Consider the following 17486-nt stretch of genomic DNA (forward strand, 5'->3'; position numbering starts at 1 on the left):
GCATGACACTGACGACGTCCGAGACGGCTTCCCCGGTCGCCACGGAGTGGGAGGTGGGCCGGCGCTTCCTGCTCCGGGCCGCCGGACTGCCCGTGGAGGCCGCGCAGGGGCTGCGCTGTGTCCGCACCCGCGCCTGGGCCGACGAGGTCCTGGCCCACGAGGAGCGGCTGACCGACGGCGGGGCCGCCCTGAGCGATCTGCTGCACGGCCTGGTCGAGGCCGCCGACGCGGTCGGCGACGACGCCCGGCGGTCCCTGATCGGCCTGCGCCGGCAGGTGTTCAACAACCGGCTGCCGGCCGAACCCGACTCCGCTCTGCGTCTGGTGACCGGCCTGGATCCGGCCGCCGGGGCGCGGCTCGCGGGCTGGCTGGGCGACCGGGCGCGGTACGCGGAGCTGGTGGCCGAGGGGCCGGGGCTCCTCGCGGAGGATCTGCGCGCGGCGCGGAAGGCGCTGCGCGCCACGCTGGCCGAGGAACGGTTCCGGCAGGGTCTGCTCCTCGCCTCGCCGACGCTGGACGGCCGGCTCGACGCGTATCTGGACGATCCGGCCGCCGAGCCGGGGAAACGGCTGCGGAAGGTCGAACGGTCCGCGCTGACGTATCTGTACCGCACGGCGTGCAAGACCAGCCCCTTCAGCACCCTCACCCCGGTCGCCACCGGTGTCTTCGACGACGGGCCGGACGGGAGCGGAGAGGACGGCGGCGCGGAGGACCGCGAACGGGAGGAACAGCCGGGCGACGAGCGGGCGGGCGGGCGGCACGGCGACCCGACCGGTCTCCGCCGTGCCGTCGTGCGACTCGGGGAGGAGTGGCGGGGCCGGGTGCGGCTCAACGTGGTCGCCCTCGGACGTCTCGCGGAGCTGATCATGGCCGATCCGGTGCTCCGCCAGGACCTGCCCGTGGTCCTCTCCCCCGGCTGGGGGCGGGACGAGGACCGGATCCGCTACGTCCGGCAGTGGGTCACCGCGGGCGACGACAGCGCGTCCGTCACCTTCGACTCGGTCCGGGACCGGCTGTTCTACCTCCGTAGCAGCGGCACCTTGGAGCGCCTGCTGGAGTTCCTCGGCGCGCACGCGCGGGAGGGGCTGCGCCATCGTGACCTCGTGGCGTGGCTGCGCGCGGAGCACGGTGCCGAACCCGCCGAGTGCGAGCGGTACGCGGCCGCGCTGCTCCAGCTCGGCATGGTCCAGGTCCCCGGTCTGCGCACCGATGTCCACACCCCGGACCCGCTGCGCTCCTTCCAGGGCGCGCTGCGCGAGCTGGGGGCTCCCTGGGCCGACTCCGTGGCCGACGCGCTGGACGGCCCGGCCGACTGCCTGGCCGCCTACCCGGCGGCCGGCGCCGCCGAGCGGCGCGTCCTGCTGCGCACCCTGCGCGAGCGGCTGCTCGACGTCCAGCGGGAGCTGGGCGCCGCCGAACCGGCGCTCCCGCGGACCCTGTTGTACGAGGACGTGGGAGCGGGCGACGACCTGCCGTGCGGCACGGGTCCGCTCGGCGGGGCGACCGGACGGGCCCTGCGGGCGGTCGAGGGCGTGCTGCCGCTGTTCGACCTCACCCTGCCGCAGCGGATCACCCTGCACGGCTTCTTCCTGGCCCGCTACGGGCGGGGCGGACGCTGCGACGACCTCCTCGGGCTCGTGCACGACTTCCACGAGGACTTCTTCGACCAATACGTCTCGTTCACCTCCCGGCGCAAGGCGTTCGACGCGGACGGCGCGTACGTCCCCGAGGAGAACTGGCTCGGCCAGTCCGCCCTGCGCGACCTGGACGACGCCCGCCGCGCCTTCGTCGACGGGATGCGCGGGCTGTGGGAGCGCCACGGCGCGGACGACGAGATCCGGATCCCCGGCGACCTGCTCCACGCCGTCTCCTCGCGACTCGCGCCGCTGCTGGGCGACTTCGTACCGCAGAGCCACCACCTCCAGATCGGCCTGCCGACCGGACCGGAGGCGCGCCCCCGCGTCGTCCTCAACCGCTCGTACGGCGGACTCGCCTTCCCCTTCAGCCGGTTCACCCATCTCTTCGACGGACCGGCGGCCGGAGAGGGGACCTCCGGGGCGTCCGGGCCCGAACCCGCCGCACCGGACGCCGGACTCTCGGAGCGGCTGCGGGCCGAGCTGCGCCAACGGCAGCCGCACGGCGCGGTGTTCGCCGAGCTGACCGGCGGCCCGGTGACCAGCAATCTGAACCTGCACGGTCGGCTGACGGACTACCAGATCGTCTGCCCCGGGGAGACATCCGCCGTCCGGGAGGACGCCCGGCTCCACCTGGACGACCTGTACCTGGAGCACGACGAGGCCCGCGACCGGCTCGTCCTGCGCTCGCGCGGGCTCGGCCGCGAGGTGATCCCGGTCTACCTCGGCTATCTGGTCCCGGTGGCGCTGCCGGAGATCCCCCGCACCCTGCTGCTCCTGTCGCCCAGCACGATGGCGCCCACCGACCTGTGGGGCGGGGTCCCCGCGGGCCCGGCCGTCGACGGGGTGACCCGCAGGCCACGCCTGGTCCACGGCGACGTCGTCGTCGACCGTCGCAGCTGGACGGCGGACGCGGCCGTGCTGCCGGTCCGCCGCCCCGGCGCGGACGACGCGTCGTGGTACCTGGAGTGGCGGCGCTGGCGGCGCGCGCACGGCCTGCCCGGCCAGGTCTTCGCGACGGTGCTCCGGGACGGCCGCCGCGCCCCGGGCGCCAAACCCCTGTACGTGGACTTCGACAGCCCCCTGTCGCTGACGGCGTTCGACGCCCTGGTGGACCGCGAACCGGGCGCCGCGGTGATCCTGCGCGAGATGCTGCCCGCTGAGGACGAGTCGCACGTCACCTCCTCACAGGGCCACCACGTGGCCGAACTGGCCGTGGAGACCTTCACCTTCCGCCCCCGGACCGAGGACGGCCCCCCATGCCGGAACTGACCTCTCCCCCGCCCGCCTCCCTCGCCGCCTCCCCCACGCCCGCCTCCGCGAGCGGGAACGGCGCGGCCCCGGAGCCCGGCGACTGGATCGCGCTGCACGTCTTCTACGCCGCGAGCCCCCGGCCGCTGCTCGTCGACTGCGTCCGGCCGCTGGTGGCGCGGCTCACCGAGGACGGGCTCCTCGCCGGGCACTTCTTCATCAACTACTGGCTGGAGGGGCCGCACGTGCGGCTGCGGCTGCGCCCGTCGAGCCGGTCCGCCGCCCCCGAGGTGAAGCGCCGCGCCGAGGAGGCGCTGACCGCCTTCCTCCGTACCCGCCCGGCCCTGTACGAGGTCGACTCCGGTTTCCTCAAGGACTTCTACAACGCCCTGTTCGACATCGAGTTTCCCGGTGCGGACCGGACGCGGTACATGGGCGAGGACGGCGGGATGCGGCTGCGGCCGAACAACTCCTTCAGCGAGGAGCCGTACGCCCCCGAGTACGCGAAGTACGGCGGGCCCGCCGGGGTCGAGCTGGCCGAGTGGCACTTCCGCCACTCCAGCGACCTGGTCGTCGACGCCTTCCGCACCATGAACCTGCACCTGCGCACGGTGCTGCTCGGCACCTCCGCGCAGCTGATGATGGTGATGGCCAGCTGCTTCCTGCCGGAGGAGGACCGGCTCGCCGACTATCTGGACGGCTACTACGCGTTCTGGCACCGCGCGTTCCCCGGCACCGGGTTCATCGGCTCGAAGGAGTACGAGCGGAACTACGCGGAGATGGCGCCGGCGCTGGGCCGCCGGTTCGCCGCCGTCCGCGCCGCGGTCGCGGAGCGCGAGCTGGGACGGCTGCCGTCGTTCCTGCGGGGGTGGGCGGAGCACTGCCTGCTGCTGAGGGAACGCGTCGAGGAGCTGGCCACCCGCGGCGAACTCCTCTTTCCCGTAGGGGAAGGGCCCGCCCGCGAGGACACCGGGCAGCAGCGCGCGGAGCCCGCCGGGGCGGCGCCGCCGGAGAAGCTGACCCATGTGCCGGCGGTGCTGCCCCGACTGCTCTCCCCGTACATGCACATGACCAACAACCGGCTGCACGTGACGATCCGGGACGAGGCCTACCTCTCCTACGTGCTCGGCCAGGTGCTCCGTGAACCGCACGGGGCGTCCGCCGGGGACGGCGGCCCCGGGAAGGCGGCGGGGGCGTGAGCGGGGCCGCGGCGGCGCGGGCGTACCGGCCCGCGCTGCGTCCCGGCGTCCTCCTCAGTCCGCCGCTGCTGCGCGGCCCCCGCACCGTGCACCTGGTCCGGCATCCCGTCACGGGCGCCGCGTTCGAGATCGGCGTCAAGGAGCACTTCCTCATCACCCTGCTCGACGGGACCAGGAACCTGGACGACTGCGCGCCCGCCTACGCCGACCGGTTCGGCCGCCGGCTCGGCGAGGAGCACTGGCACCGGCTCCTCGGCCTGCTCGGCGCCCGCGGCCTCCTCGCGGGCGCCCCCGACCCGCCGCCCCCGGCGCCGGAGCCGCGGCCCGCCAACACGGTCTGGCGCGGCAGCCGCCCGCTGGTCGCCGACGCCGACGCGACCACCGCCCGGCTCCACCGGCTGGTACGCCCCCTGCTCCACCCCGCCGTCCAACTCCCCCTGCTCGCCGCGGTCCTGGCACTGATCGCGGTCCTCGCCGCACACCCCTCCGCCCTGCTCGACGGTACGGCCGAACTGGTCCGCCGGCCCGTGGCCCTGGCGGCCGTGGCGCTGTTCCTGTGGTTCAGCATCACGGTCCACGAGCTGGCCCACGGGGTCGCCGCCCAGCACTACGGCGGGCACGTGGCCGAGATCGGGCTGCGCTGGCGGTTCCCGGCCGCGCTCCTCTCCTGCACGGTCGACAACTACCTGTTTCTGCCCGGGCTGCGGGCCAAACTGGTGATCGCCGGCGCGGGCGCGTACCTCAACATGCTGCTCCTGCTGCCGTTCGGCGTCTGGTGGGCCGTGCTTCCGGACGGCGCCCCCGAACGCCCGCTGCTCGCCGGTCTGCTCCTGCTCGGGAGCGTCCAGGGGCTCAGCAACCTCGTCCCGCTGCCGCCGCTCGACGGCTACCGCATGCTCGGCCACGCCCTCGGCGCCGCCCGGCTCGCCCCCGAGACGCGCACGTACCTGGCGGCGCGCCGGGGCGGCGGCCGGGCCGCCTACTCCGCACGGGCCCGGCGGATCTACACCTCGTACGCGATCGGGGCGGCGCTGCTGGTCCTGCTCGCCCTGGCCGGCGTCTGCGCGGTGCTCCTCCGGCTGCTGCTCGGATGACCCGCCCCGGCCCGCCGCCCCGCACCTGCCCGCCCCCGACCACCGAAGGACCGACGCACCACATGAGTGAAGGACAGGCCATGCCGACCACATCCCGCGCGGACACCTCCCCGCCCGCCGCCGTCCTCGTCCAGGGGGTCTCCAAGCGGTACGGGGACCGGCAGGCGGTGGACGACGTCTCCCTGGAGATCCACCCCGGCGAGTTCTTCGGGCTCCTGGGCCCCAACGGAGCGGGCAAGTCCACCCTGGTGGAGATCATGGAGGGGTTGCGCCGGGCCGACACGGGCACGGTCGCCCTCTTCGGCGCGTCCCCCTGGCCCCGCGACACGGCGTTGCTGCCCAGGATCGGCGTCCAGACCCAGTCCTCGGCGTTCTTCGTCCGGCAGACCGCGCACGAGCATCTGCGCACGGTCGCCGCGCTGTTCGGCGCGCCCCGGGCGGCCGTCGACGCCACCCTGGAGACCGTGGGCCTCACCGACCGGCGCGACGTGCAGGTGGAGAACCTCTCCGGCGGGCAGCGCCAGCGGCTGGCCATCGCCTCGGCCCTCGTCCACGGCCCCGAGCTGATCTTCCTCGACGAGCCGACCGCCGCCCTCGACCCGCAGGCCCGCCGCGACCTGTGGGAGGTGCTGCGCGCCCTGAAGGCGCGGGGCCGCACCATCGTCTACACCACCCACCACCTCGACGAGGCCGAGGCCCTCTGCGACCGGATCGCGATCCTGGTGGACGGCCGGATCGCCGTCACCGACTCCCCGCACAACCTGGTGGGCGCCTCCCAGGCCCCCAGCCGGCTGCTGCTGCCGCTGGGCCGGCTGGACGAGGAACAGGCCGCGGGGATCAGCGGGGTGGACCGGGTCACCGTCCAGGGCGGCTCCCTCGTCCTGGAGACCCGGACGGCCGGCCGGGTCCTCGCCGCCGTCGACCGGCTCGCCGGACTCGACGGCGTGCAGACCCGTACCGCCACCCTCGAGGACGTCTACCTCGACCTGACCTCCCGCCTCACCGCGGCCGGCCGGTCCGACCGCGCGCACGCCGAGACCACGGAGCCGTGACCATGAGCGCCTACGCCGCACTGACCGGGGCGGGCTACCGCGCCCAGGTCCGGGACAAGACCACCCTCTTCTTCACCTTCGCCTTCCCGCTCCTCTTCCTGGTCGTCTTCGGGCTGATCTTCCGCGGCCGGTCCGTGGAGGAGAGCGGCCTGACCTACCTCTCGTACACCGCGTCCGGGGTGCTGTCGTGGGGCGTGGCGAACGCCGCCGTGTTCGGCATCGCGTTCACGCTCATGCAGTGGCGCTCCGACGACCTCCTGCGGCTGATCCGCATGTCCCCGGCGCCGCTCTCCGCCGTCATCGGCTCCCGGTACGTCATCGCCCTGGGCGTGGGGGCCGTGCAGTCGCTGCTGTTCGTGGGCGTGGCCATGCTGCCGGTCTTCGGTCTCGAACCGGCCTCCGGCTGGCCGCTGCTGGTCCCGGTGCTCCTCCTCGGCATCACCACCTTCCTGCTGCTCGGCGTGATCATCGGCTCGCTCGCCGACACGCCCGAGTCGGTCGCGGCGGTGGCCAACTTCCTCATGCTGCCGATGGCGTTCCTGTCCGGGTCGTTCTTCCCCATGGACTCGATGCCGTCCTGGCTCCAGAAGGTGTCGCTGGTCATGCCGTTGCGCTACCTCAACGACGCGGTCTCGCACGCGCTCGCGGGCCGCGGTGACTCCTCCGACGTCGTCGTGGGCTGCGTCGGACTGCTCGTGTTCGCCCTCCTCTTCGGGGTGGTCGCGCTCAGGACGTTCCGCTGGACGAGGTCCTCGTGAGCGCCGCAGCGGACGGACCGATGGAGGCGGCGCGGGCCGGCCTCCGCTCGGCGCTCGCGCGCCGGCTCGGCCGTGACGTCCCGGTCGTCCCGGTCGGCGTCACCGACGCCGCCGCGCCGGGCGGCGGGCCTGGCGCCCCGGACCCGTGGGCCGGCGCCCGCGCCGACGCCCGGGTCCACCTCACCGCCTCGGCCGTGATCGTCGGCCCCTGGGGCGGCGACGGCACCGCGCCCGCCTGCGGGCGCTGCCTCGCCCTGCGCTGGCAGCGGCTGCGCAGTCGCAGCGAGCGCGACGCGCTGGAGACCGGCGGCCCCGAGGCGCCCACCCCGGCCGGTGACTGGCCGCTGCTCACCGACCACGTGTACGACACCGTCGCCGCGCTCTGCCAGGCCCTGCTCGACGGCCCCGGCGCCGAACCGCCCGCCGCCCACCCCGCCGACCGGGCGCTGCCGCAGGTCACCCGCGTCGATCCGGCGACCCTGCGGATCCGCACGTACCCCCTGCTCGCGGACCCGCTCTGCCCCGACTGCGCACCACCCCCGGAGCCGGCCGCGCCACGGCCCCTGGCCCTCGCCTCCCGGCCGAAACCCGACCCCGGCGCGTACCGGCTGCGGTCGGCGTCCTCGTACCCCCTCCCGCAGGAGGCGCTCGCCAACCCCGTCTGCGGGGCGCTCGGCGGCGGCACCTGGCTCGGCGTCACCTCGCCGACGACGGCGCCGGTCGCCGGAAGCGTCTTCGTCCGCGGGTACGCCGGGCTCAACGACGTGACCTGGAGCGGCCAGGAGAACGCCTTCTCCACCAGCCGCACGCTGGCCTTCCTGGAAGGGCTGGAGCGGTACGCCGGCACCCACCGGCGCGGCCGGCGCACCCCGGTCACCGGATCCTGGAACGCACTGCGCGCCGACGCGGTCGACCCGGCGGTCTGCGGCTTCTACGACCCGGCCACCTACCGCGACGACCCGCTGGTCGACCCGTTCGACCCGGACCGCGCCATCCCCTGGGATTGGGGCTGGTCGCTGCGCGACGACCGGCCGGTCCTGGTCCCCTCGCGGCTCGTGTACTACAGCGCCGGGCTCGCGGCCGACAACTTCGTCTTCGAATGCTCCAACGGCTGTGCCATCGGCGGCTGTCTGGAGGAGGCGGTCCTCGGCGGGCTGCTGGAACTCGTCGAGCGGGACGCCTTCCTCAACGCCTGGTACGGCGACGCCCGGCTTCCCCGGATCGACCTGGCGGCCGTCGGCGGCGGCACGGCGGCGGCGATGGCCGAGCGGGCCGCGCTCCAGGGCTACGACGTCCACGTCCTGGACAACCGCGTCGACCTGCCGGTCCCCGTGGTCACGGCGGTGGCCGTCCGCCGGGACGGCGGCCCCGGCACGCTGTCGTTCGCCGCGGCGGCCTCGCTGGATCCGCTCGGAGCGGTCGAGGGCGCCCTGTCGGAGGTGCTGACGTACATCCCGCACCTCTCCCGGCAGACCCGGGAGCGGCGCGGCGAACTGGAGGCCATGGCCGACGACTTCCACCGCGTACGCCACCTCAAGGACCACGCGCAGCTGTACGGCCTGCCGCGGATGGCCGAGCACGCCCGTGGCTATCTGGAGCCGACGGTGGTGCGTCCCTTCGAGGAGACGTACCGCGCGTGGGAGGCGACCGGCCGGCCGCGGACCGGTGATCTGCGCGACGACGTACGGGTCGTGACGGACGCCCTCGTCGCGGCGGGCCACGACGTCGTGGTGGTCGACCAGACCACTCCCGAGCAGGAGCGGATGGGGCTGCGGACGGTCGCCACCCTGGTCCCCGGGCTGCTGCCGATCGACTTCGGCTGGAACCGGCAGCGGGCGCCCCTGATGCCGCGGCTGCGCACGGCGCTGCGCCGCGGCGGGCACCGGGCGACGGACCTGACGGACGCCGAGATCCGCAGGGTGCCGCATCCGTTCCCGTAGCGCTCGCAGGTCCGGCGGCCGGGGCCCCTGGTTCCGGCCGCCGCAGAGCATGGTTCCGGTGACAGGAAAGCGCCCGGCAGCCGTGGAGACGGATACCGGGCGCGCGTCCCGTGCCTGTGGCGGACGTCAGGCGGAGCAGGAGGTGGTGCTGGTGGTGGAGCTGCAGGTCGAGGTCGAGCTGGTGCTCGTGGAGCCGGCGAGCACGACCTCGCTGGCGTCCGAGTAGTCGGAGATCTCGAAGGTCTCGGCCTCGAGCTCGAGGATCTCGTCGGCGAGGGTGCTCAGGTCCTTGTTCATGCTGCCTCCTCAAGGCGGCGGCCCCGCGACCGGGGCCGTCCGGGCTCTACGCGTCCATTCCACCGGGCGCCGCTCACCGTTCGGCACGTCTCCCGCACACATATCGCTGGCACGCCGCGCCAGCGGATGCCACGACCCGTCAGGAGTCCCCGTGGACCGGCCCGATCCCCTCTCCCCCGCCCTGCCCGCCCACCCCGTCCTGGCCAGGGCCGGGGAGGCGCTGCGCCCCGCCCTCACGCTCTATCTGGAGCTCCACCGCGACCCGGAGGTCTCCGGCGAGGAGAGCCGCACGGCCGCCCGGTTCGCGGACCGGCTCGCCGCCGTCGGCCTGGAGGTCGCCCGGGGCGTCGGCGGCCACGGCGTCGTCGGCGTCCTCCGCAACGGCCCGGGCCCGCGCGTCTACCTGCGGGCCGAGCTGGACGCCCTGCCCGTGGAGGAGCGGACGGGACTGCCGTACGCGAGCGGGAACGGCGCCATGCACGCCTGCGGCCACGACCTCCACCTGGCCGCGGCCGCGGGGGCGGCGGAGCTGCTGGCGGGTGGCCGCGGGCACTGGCGCGGCACGCTCGTCGTCGTCGGCCAGCCGGCGGAGGAGACCCTGTCGGGGGCGCGCGCGATGCTGGGCGACGGGCTGTACGAGCGGTTCGGCCGACCGGACGTCGTCCTCGCCCAGCACGCGGCGCCGCTGCCCGCCGGGATGGTCGCGCACGGCACGGCGCACGCGCCGGTCACGGCGGCGAGCGCTGCCCTGGCCGTCGTCGTGCACGGCCGCGGCGGCCACGCCGCCACCCCGCACCTCACCGTGGACCCGGTGGTCACGGCCGCGTCCGTGATCACCCGTCTGCAGACGGTCGTCGCCCGGGAGACGGCCCCCGCCGAACAGGTCACGCTCACGGTCGGCACGGTGCGGGCGGGCACGGCGGTGAACGTGGTCCCCGACACGGCCGAGCTGGGCATCGGCCTGCGGGCGCTCACCGACGCCTCCCTGGACCGGTTCCTCGCGGCGGTGGAGCGCGTCGTGCGGGCGGAGTGCGCCGCGTCCGGCTGCCCGGTCGAACCGGAGATCACGACGGTCTCCCGTACGCCCGCGCTGTGGGGCGACGCCGCCGCGACCCGGGCGGTGCGGGAGGCCCACATCGCGCTCCACGGCCCCGAACGGGTCGGGACCTGGCCGCCGTCGCTCGCCTCCGAGGACTTCCCGCTGTACGGCGACGGGGGCCGCGCGCTGCACGGCGAGGCGGGTGTCCCGCTCGTCTACTGGATGGTGGGCACGGCGAGCCCCCGGCAGTGGGCCGCCTCGGGCGGGCGGCTTCCGCCCAACCACTCCCCCCTGTTCGCCCCGGACGTCCGCACGGCGCTCCCGCCCGCGATCACGGCCCTGACGGCGGCGGCACTCGACCGTCTGGACGCGGCTGACCGACCTCGATGAGGCGAGGCCCGTGCGCTCCGAAACGCGGGGCCGGCCCCGCCTCCGTACCGGCGCCGCTCAGTCGTCCGAGGGGGTGAGGACCACGAAGTCGGCGTCCGCCCGGTCGAGGCAGACCGCGAGCCGGCCGACGCCCGGCGCGTCCTCCGGCCCCATCTGCACCCGGCCGCCGTTCTCGGTCACCTTGGCGACGGTGGCATCGCAGTCGGCGACGGCGAAGACGGGGTGCCAGTACGCCCGCCCGTTCGTGAGCCGCAGGTCCTCCGCGGACAGGGCCATGAGACCGCCGTGCATGCGCTCGTCGGGGAGCCCGGCCGGAGTGATGAGGGTGTACGTGCCCCCGCCGCCGGGCAGCTCCATGTCGCCGAACCGCCAGCCGAAGAGGCCGCCGTAGAACTCCCGGGCGGCCGTGGCGTCGGTCGTGTACAGCTCGGTCCAGGACAGCGAGCCCGGCTCGTCCACCAGCTCGACGCCGGAGTCCCGGCCCGGCTGCCAGACGGCGAACTGTCCGCCCTGCGGGTCGGTGTACTGCGCCATCCGCCCCCACTCCTCGAGGTCCATCGGCGCGACCCGGACCGTGCCGCCCGCCCGTTCCACCGCCTGGGTCGTGGCGTCCGCGTCGGCGACGCTGTAGTAGATCATCCAGGCCGAGCGGGCGCCCTCCTCGGTGAGCTTGCCGAGCCCGGCGACGATCTTCCCGTCCTTGCGGAACATCCCGCCTTCCATGTCCTCCCCGTCGCCCATGGACTCGTACTCCCATCCGAACACGGCGCCGTAGAAGGCGGCGGCGGCTCCGACGTCGGGGGCGCCGAGGTCGAGCCAGCAGGGGGAGCCGGGGACGAAGTCGGTGGTGATCATGGCACTGGCCTTTCCGCAGATCCGGTACGCCCCAGCCTCGCACCGCGGACCGCCCCACGCCCGTCGACGCCCCGGCCGTCCTCCATTCGCCGCCAGGGTCATGGCGGTGACCCCCGGCGGCCGGGGCTCCGGCCCTGACGTGCCGGGCGGGGCGCCGCGCGGGACCATGGAGGGGTGGAGCCGTCGTCGCTACGGGACGTCAGCGCCCCCGGCCGCGTGGCGGACGCCGGCGAGGGCATCGGCGCGGACGAGCTGGCGCTGGCGGCCCGCAACCACGGTCTGCCCCTTGAGGCGCTGCGCTACGACGTCACCCCGGCCGGGCTGCACTACGTCCTGGTGCACTACGACATCCCGGAGGCGGACGGCGAGGCGTGGCGGCTGTCCGTCGGCGGCTCGGTACGCACCCCCCTCGACCTGGACCTGGCGGCCCTCCGCGCGCTGCCGGCCGTCACCCGCCGGGTCACGATGGAGTGCGCGGGCAACGGCCGGGCGCGGCTCGCGCCGCGGCCGGTCAGCCAGCCGTGGCTGGTCGAGGCGGTGGGCACCGCCGACTGGACGGGGACGCCCCTGCGGTCGGTGCTCGACGCGGCGGGGGTGGGATCCGGCGCCGTCGAGGCCGTGTTCACGGGGGCCGACCACGGTGTCGAGAGGGGTGTCGAGCAGGACTACCAGCGCGCTCTGGCGCTGCCGGTGGCCGAGGACGTGCTGCTCGCCTACGCCATGAACGGCGCCCCGCTCCCGCCGCAGCACGGGTACCCGCTGCGGCTGGTCGTCCCCGGCTGGTACGGCATGGCGCACGTGAAGTGGCTGCGGGACATCACCCTGGTCGACCGCCCGTTCACCGGCTTCCAGCAGACGGTCGCCTACCGCTACCGCCAGGCCCCGGGGGAGCCCGGCGTCCCGGTCGACCGGATCGCCCCGCGCGCCCTGCTCGTCCCGCCGGGGTTCCCGGACTTCATGTCCCGTACCCGCGTCGTGCGGGCCGGCCCGGTCCGGCTGGAGGGCCGCGCCTGGTCGGGCCACGGCCCGGTCACCGAGGTGCTCTTCAGCGCCGACGACGGCCGCACGTGGACCCCGACGGACTTGGCGCCGCCGGACGCGCACCCGGGTGCCTGGCAGTCCTGGCATACGGAGTGGACGGCCGCTCCGGGCCGCCACGTCCTGACCGCCCGCGCCACGGACGCCTCGGGCCGCACCCAGCCGCTCGAACCCCCGTGGAACCGCGGCGGTTTCGGCAACAACGCGATCCAGCGGGTCCGGGTCTTCAGCCGCTGACCGGCCCCGGCGGCTTCTTCCCCGGCCTGCGGACCGCATCCGCCGCGGCCGGCGCCTGGCTCGACCGTGCCCGGGTCCGGCGCGGCGCGGGTGTCTTCGTCCGCGCCGCGCCGGGGGCCTCCGTCCGTCGGGCTCAGAGGGCGCCGACGATGTCCTCCACCCGGGCCTTCGCGTCGCCGAAGAGCATCGAGGTGTTCTCGCGGAAGAACAGCGGGTTCTGCACGCCCGCGTACCCCGAGGCCATCGAGCGCTTGAACACGATGACCTTCCCGGCCTCCCAGACGGTGAGCACCGGCATGCCGGCGATCGGGCTGCCGGGGTCCTCGGCTCCGGCGGGGTTGACGGTGTCGTTGGCGCCGATCACGAGGACGACGTCGGTCTTGGCGAAGTCGTCGTTGATCTCGTCCATCTCCAGGACGATGTCGTACGGCACCTTGGCCTCGGCGAGGAGCACGTTCATGTGGCCGGGCAGGCGGCCGGCGACCGGGTGGATGCCGAACCGTACGTCGACGCCCTTGGCGCGCAGCTTCGAGGTGAGCTCCGCGACCGGGTACTGGGCCTGTGCGACGGCCATGCCGTACCCGGGCGTGATGACCACGGACCGGGCGGAGCCGAGCAGTTCGGCCGCGTTCTGGGCGGTGATCTCCGTGTGCTCGCCGTAGTCGACGTCCGAGCCCGACGGCGCCTCGATGCCGAAGCCGCCGGCGATGACCGCCACGAAGGAGCGGTTCATCGCCTTGCACATGATGTAGCTGAGGTAGGCGCCGGAGGAGCCGACCAGTGCGCCGGTGACGATCAGCAGATCGTTGCCGAGGAGGAAGCCCGAGGCGGCGGCGGCCCAGCCGGAGTAGCTGTTGAGCATCGACACCACGACCGGCATGTCACCGCCGCCGATCGAGGCCACCAGGTGCCAGCCGAGGGCCAGCGCCAGGGTCGTGACGGCGATCAGCAGCCACAGCTCCGGTGTGATCACGAACCACACCGTCAGGGCGACGAACAGGCCCAGCGAGCCGAGGTTCAGGGCATTCTTGCCGGGCAGCACCAGCGGCTTGGAGTCGATCTTCGCCGCGAGCTTCAGGTACGCGACGACGGAACCGGTGAACGTCACCGCGCCGATGAACACGCCGATGAACACCTCGGCGTGGTGGATGCCCAGCGTGCCGAGCGCGTCCAGGGCCGCGGCCTCGTGGCCGTCCGGGTCGTTCTCGACGTTCAGGAAGCCGTTCCAGCTCACCAGCACGGCGGCCAGACCGACGAAGGAGTGCAGCAGGGCGATCAGTTCGGGCATGCCGGTCATCTCGACGCCGCGGGCCCGCTGCAGGCCGATCACCGCGCCGATCAGCATCGCGACGGCCATCAGGCCGAGACCGGCGGTGGAGACGTCGCCGTCCACCGCGAGCACGACCGTCGCGACGAGCGCGACACCCATGCCGAGCATGCCGAACGCGTTGCCGAGCCGGGCCGATTCGTGCTTGGAGAGTCCTGCCAGCGCCAGGATGAACAGCAGCGCGGCAACGAGGTAAGCCGCCTGGGCGGCGGTGGTCGCAGTCATGTCAGCTCCGGTTGAACATGGCGAGCATGCGACGCGACACCGCGAAGCCGCCGAAGACGTTGATGCCGGCCAGGAGGATCGCGACGAACGAGAGCACGGTGACCGTCGTGCTCGTCCGCCCGATCTGCAGGAGCGCGCCGACGACGATGATCCCGGAGATCGCGTTCGTCACCGACATCAGTGGGGTGTGCAGCGCGTGATGGACGTGCCCGATGACGTAGTAGCCGATCACGATCGCGAGCACGAAGACCGTCACGTGGGGCAGCATCGCCGCGGGGGCGAAGGCGGCGGTGAGGAACAGGGCCAGGGCGCCGAGCGCCACGCCGCCGAACTTCTGCTTCGCCGTCATCGGCGCCTTCTTCGGCACCGGTTCCACCGCGGCCGCCGCGGCGGCGGGCGCCGGGGCCGCGGAGACCTGGACCGGCGGGGGCGGCCACGCCGACTCGCCCTCGCGCACCACGGTGATCGAGCGCTGCACCGGGTCGTCCCAGTCGAGGACCAGCCGGGCGTCCTTCCCGGGCGTCATCAGCTTCAGCAGGTTCACCAGGTTGGTGCCGTAGAGCTGCGAGGCCTGCGCCGGGAGCCGGCCCGCGAGGTCGGTGTAGCCGATGACCGTCACGCCGTTCTCGGTGACGGTCTTCTCGCCCTTCACGGTGCCCTCGACGTTGCCGCCGTTGGCGGCCGCCATGTCGACGATCACCGAACCCGGCTTCATGGCCGCCACCATCGCCGCGGTGATCAGCGTCGGCGCCGGGCGGCCCGGGATCAGCGCGGTGGTGATGACGATGTCGGCGTCGCGGCACTGCGTGGCGTAGAGCTCGGCCTCGCGCGCCTTGTAGTCGTCGCCCATCTCCTTGGCGTAGCCGGTGGCCGAGACCTCGGTCTCCGGGGACTCGATCGACAGGTACTCGCCGCCCAGGGAGCGGACCTGGTCGGCCACCTCCGGCCGCGGGTCCGTCGCCCGGACGATCGCGCCGAGCGACCCGGCCGCGCCGATCGCCGCCAGACCCGCGACCCCGGCGCCCGCGACGAGCACCTTCGCCGGCGGGACCTTCCCCGCCGCCGTCACCTGGCCGGTGAAGAACCGCCCGAACTCGTGCGCGGCCTCGATGACGGCGCGGTAGCCGGCGATGTTCGCCATCGACGACAGCACGTCCATCGACTGCGCCCGGCTGATGCGCGGCACGGCGTCCATCGACAGGGCCGTGAAGGGGCGCCGGCCCAGATCCTCGACCATCGCCAGGTCGAAGGCCGGCGAGAACAGCGCGATCACCGTCGCCGTCGGCCGGACCCGGTCCAATTGGGACGGGGCCGGGGCGTTGACCCCGAGCACCACGTCCGCGGCCGCGGCGTCGCCGATGGTCGCGCCGGCCGTCTCATAGGCACCATCGGGGAAGCCGGCGGCGACGCCCGCGCCCGGGTCGACGACCACGTCGTATCCCAGTTTGCGGATCTGTTCGATGGTGGCCGGCGTGGCCGAAACGCGACTCTCACCTGCCCGCGCTTCCTTGAGGACTCCCACAATCACGGGTGTTCTCCGTTCGCTGCTCTGGCCGTCAACGGCATGTGGTCAACTCGACAAGAAGTGCGCCCGCGAAGAGCCGGAAGCGCGCGCTCAGCTTGGCCGCTGGAAGCTCCCCTTGAACAGCACCCACAGATGAGGCGCATGCAACATTCGACGCGGCCCGGATCAGCGCGGGTGGCGTTTTCGCCGGGCATGTACCGATCCCGTTCCGGCGGACGGCTCACCGGGCGCCCGGCCGGTGCGGCCGAGGAGGTGCCCCGGGCCGGTCGCGACCGAACGGCCCGCGCTCGCCGCCCTCTCCCCCGTACGCGGCGGCCCGCGGCCGGCCGTTCGGGCCACCGCCCCCCTCTCGGGCCGCTTCCGTACGTGCCGTCAGAGGCCCGACGGGCCTGAGGACCTGGCGGGCGGGGCGGGGTCGAGGTGCGTGGGCCGGGTCGCCGAGGGGGTCGCGGACGGGGACGGTGGACCGGGCGTCGCCGACGGGCCCGAGCCGCCCGACGGGGCGGGCGAGCCCCCGGACGGACCGTCCGGGCCGGGGCTCGGCGTGGAGCGCGGCGGCGAACTCACGGACGGCGAGGACGACGGTGTCGGCGTGGCCGGCGGCGACGGCGTCGACGACGGCGACGGGCGGCCGATCTCGGGCGGGGCGGCGGGCGGCACCGGGCGGACCGGAGCCGGGTCCGGGGTGAGCACGAGGTAGCCCGTCACGGCCGCCGCCGCGGCGGCGAGCCCGGCGAGGGGGAGCCCCACCCGGCGCAGCCCGAGCCTCCGTACCCGCGGCCCCGGCGGATCGGCGGGGCGCAGCTCGCGGACCGTGACCGCCGCCGCGCGGGCGTCCAGGGCTTCCCGCAGCCTGCGCTCGACGGTGCGTTCGGCCGGGGGTTCGCCGTAGGTCATACCCGTCCCTCCAGGATCCGTTCCAGTGCGTCCAGGGCCCTGCTCGCGTTGGACTTCACCGCGCCGCGGCTGATCCCGAGGGTGCTCGCGATCTCCGCCTCGCTGAGCTCCGCCCAGTACCGCAGCACCAGCACCTGGCGGCGGCGCGGCGTCAGCCGGCCGAGTGCGGCGAGCACTTCGCGGTGCGCCTCGTCCAGGACCACGTGCGCCTCCGCGGACGGTACGTCGGACGGTGCGGGCGGGCTCCAGGCGCGGGCGGTCCGCCGCCGGCGCAGGACCGAGCGCGAGGTGTTGACCACGGCGGTACGCAGGTAGCCGACGGCGTTGTCCACCTCGGTGATGTGCTCGCCGTGACGGCGGTACAGCGCCGTGAAGGCGTCCTGGACCACGTCCTCCGCGGTCGCCAGGTCGTCGACGAGGAGCACCGCGAGGCGGACCATCCGCAGCCGGTGGGCGTGGTACAGCGCCGTGACCGTCGGCGGGCCGTCGCCGGGACCGGCGGTCGTGCCGGCGCGGAGGGGGCTGTCGAGCCCGGGTTCGTGCGGGCGCTGTCCGAACCCGGGGGCGTACGGGGTGTCGTACGGGTGTACGGGGCGACCCGACCGGTACGGCGCCGGCTGCGCGGCGGGCGTGGCACGGTCGCGGCGCAGGAACGGCCACAGGCCCCGCCACGCCCGGGGGTGACCGGGCGTGAGGGGGCCGACAGGCGGTGCGAGGTGGAGCACGGG

Annotated in this window: 14 protein-coding genes; 8 read left to right on the forward strand and 6 right to left on the reverse strand. The window is 74.7% G+C overall.

Annotated elements, in window-relative coordinates:
- The first annotated feature begins 2 nt into the window (after positions 1-2).
- The 6 genes from ACFZBD_RS04150 (at position 3) to ACFZBD_RS04175 (ending at position 8928) form a co-directional block, all read left to right on the forward strand.
- Complete coding sequence (locus ACFZBD_RS04150) at positions 3-2906, forward strand: lantibiotic dehydratase (RefSeq protein WP_391134954.1); 2904 nt, start codon at positions 3-5, stop codon at positions 2904-2906.
- Positions 2894-4084, forward strand: a complete 1191-nt coding sequence (locus tag ACFZBD_RS04155) for a lantibiotic dehydratase C-terminal domain-containing protein (protein ID WP_391134957.1) — start codon at positions 2894-2896, stop codon at positions 4082-4084. Before ACFZBD_RS04150 ends, ACFZBD_RS04155 begins: the two co-directional genes overlap by 13 nt.
- The gene (locus ACFZBD_RS04160) at positions 4081-5178 is read left to right on the forward strand and encodes a peptidase M50 (protein ID WP_391134961.1); all 1098 of its coding nucleotides are present in this window, start codon (positions 4081-4083) and stop codon (positions 5176-5178) included. Before ACFZBD_RS04155 ends, ACFZBD_RS04160 begins: the two co-directional genes overlap by 4 nt.
- A 62-nt stretch (positions 5179-5240) precedes the next feature.
- On the forward strand, positions 5241-6230 hold the full coding sequence (locus ACFZBD_RS04165) for an ATP-binding cassette domain-containing protein (protein WP_391134964.1): 990 nt from the start codon (positions 5241-5243) through the stop codon (positions 6228-6230).
- A gap of 2 nt (positions 6231-6232) precedes the next feature.
- Complete coding sequence (locus tag ACFZBD_RS04170; RefSeq protein ID WP_391134967.1) at positions 6233-6988, forward strand: ABC transporter permease; 756 nt, start codon at positions 6233-6235, stop codon at positions 6986-6988.
- Between the two features lie 20 nt (positions 6989-7008).
- Positions 7009-8928, forward strand: a complete 1920-nt coding sequence (locus tag ACFZBD_RS04175) for a TOMM precursor leader peptide-binding protein (RefSeq protein ID WP_391135938.1) — start codon at positions 7009-7011, stop codon at positions 8926-8928.
- A gap of 126 nt (positions 8929-9054) precedes the next feature.
- On the opposite strand, the gene ACFZBD_RS04180 is transcribed toward ACFZBD_RS04175, so the two are convergent.
- On the reverse strand, positions 9055-9225 hold the full coding sequence (locus tag ACFZBD_RS04180) for a thiazolylpeptide-type bacteriocin (RefSeq protein ID WP_030757923.1): 171 nt from the start codon (positions 9223-9225) through the stop codon (positions 9055-9057).
- A 181-nt stretch (positions 9226-9406) separates the two neighbouring features.
- Here ACFZBD_RS04180 and ACFZBD_RS04185 point away from each other — a divergent pair, with 181 nt between their 5' ends.
- Positions 9407-10654, forward strand: a complete 1248-nt coding sequence (locus ACFZBD_RS04185) for an amidohydrolase (protein WP_391135941.1) — start codon at positions 9407-9409, stop codon at positions 10652-10654.
- 57 nt (positions 10655-10711) lie between these two features.
- Here ACFZBD_RS04185 and ACFZBD_RS04190 read toward each other — a convergent pair whose 3' ends face one another.
- Positions 10712-11509: a VOC family protein gene (locus ACFZBD_RS04190; protein ID WP_391134970.1), complete on the reverse strand. Its 798-nt coding sequence runs from the start codon at positions 11507-11509 to the stop codon at positions 10712-10714.
- Positions 11510-11683: 174 nt separating this feature from the next.
- On the opposite strand from ACFZBD_RS04190, the gene ACFZBD_RS04195 reads away from it, so the two are divergent.
- Positions 11684-12784, forward strand: coding sequence for a molybdopterin-dependent oxidoreductase (locus tag ACFZBD_RS04195; RefSeq protein WP_391134973.1), 1101 nt, complete (start codon positions 11684-11686; stop codon positions 12782-12784).
- A gap of 133 nt (positions 12785-12917) precedes the next feature.
- Here the strand turns inward: ACFZBD_RS04195 and pntB are convergent, their stop codons facing one another.
- From pntB to ACFZBD_RS04215, 4 genes are all read right to left on the reverse strand, one after another.
- On the reverse strand, positions 12918-14336 hold the full coding sequence (pntB, locus tag ACFZBD_RS04200; protein ID WP_391134976.1) for a Re/Si-specific NAD(P)(+) transhydrogenase subunit beta: 1419 nt from the start codon (positions 14334-14336) through the stop codon (positions 12918-12920).
- Position 14337: 1 nt separating this feature from the next.
- On the reverse strand, positions 14338-15864 hold the full coding sequence (locus tag ACFZBD_RS04205; RefSeq protein ID WP_391134979.1) for a Re/Si-specific NAD(P)(+) transhydrogenase subunit alpha: 1527 nt from the start codon (positions 15862-15864) through the stop codon (positions 14338-14340).
- A 369-nt stretch (positions 15865-16233) separates the two neighbouring features.
- Complete coding sequence (locus ACFZBD_RS04210) at positions 16234-16758, reverse strand: hypothetical protein (protein ID WP_391134982.1); 525 nt, start codon at positions 16756-16758, stop codon at positions 16234-16236.
- Positions 16755-17483 (reverse strand): SigE family RNA polymerase sigma factor, encoded by a 729-nt coding sequence (locus ACFZBD_RS04215; RefSeq protein ID WP_391134985.1) that lies wholly within the window; start codon positions 17481-17483, stop codon positions 16755-16757. The genes ACFZBD_RS04210 and ACFZBD_RS04215 overlap by 4 nt, the downstream gene beginning before the upstream one ends.
- Positions 17484-17486 lie beyond the last annotated feature (3 nt).

Origin of the sequence: Streptomyces sp. NPDC008121 (assembly GCF_042957155.1) — a bacterium.
In the GTDB taxonomy this organism is placed as follows: Bacteria; Actinomycetota; Actinomycetes; order Streptomycetales; family Streptomycetaceae; genus Streptomyces.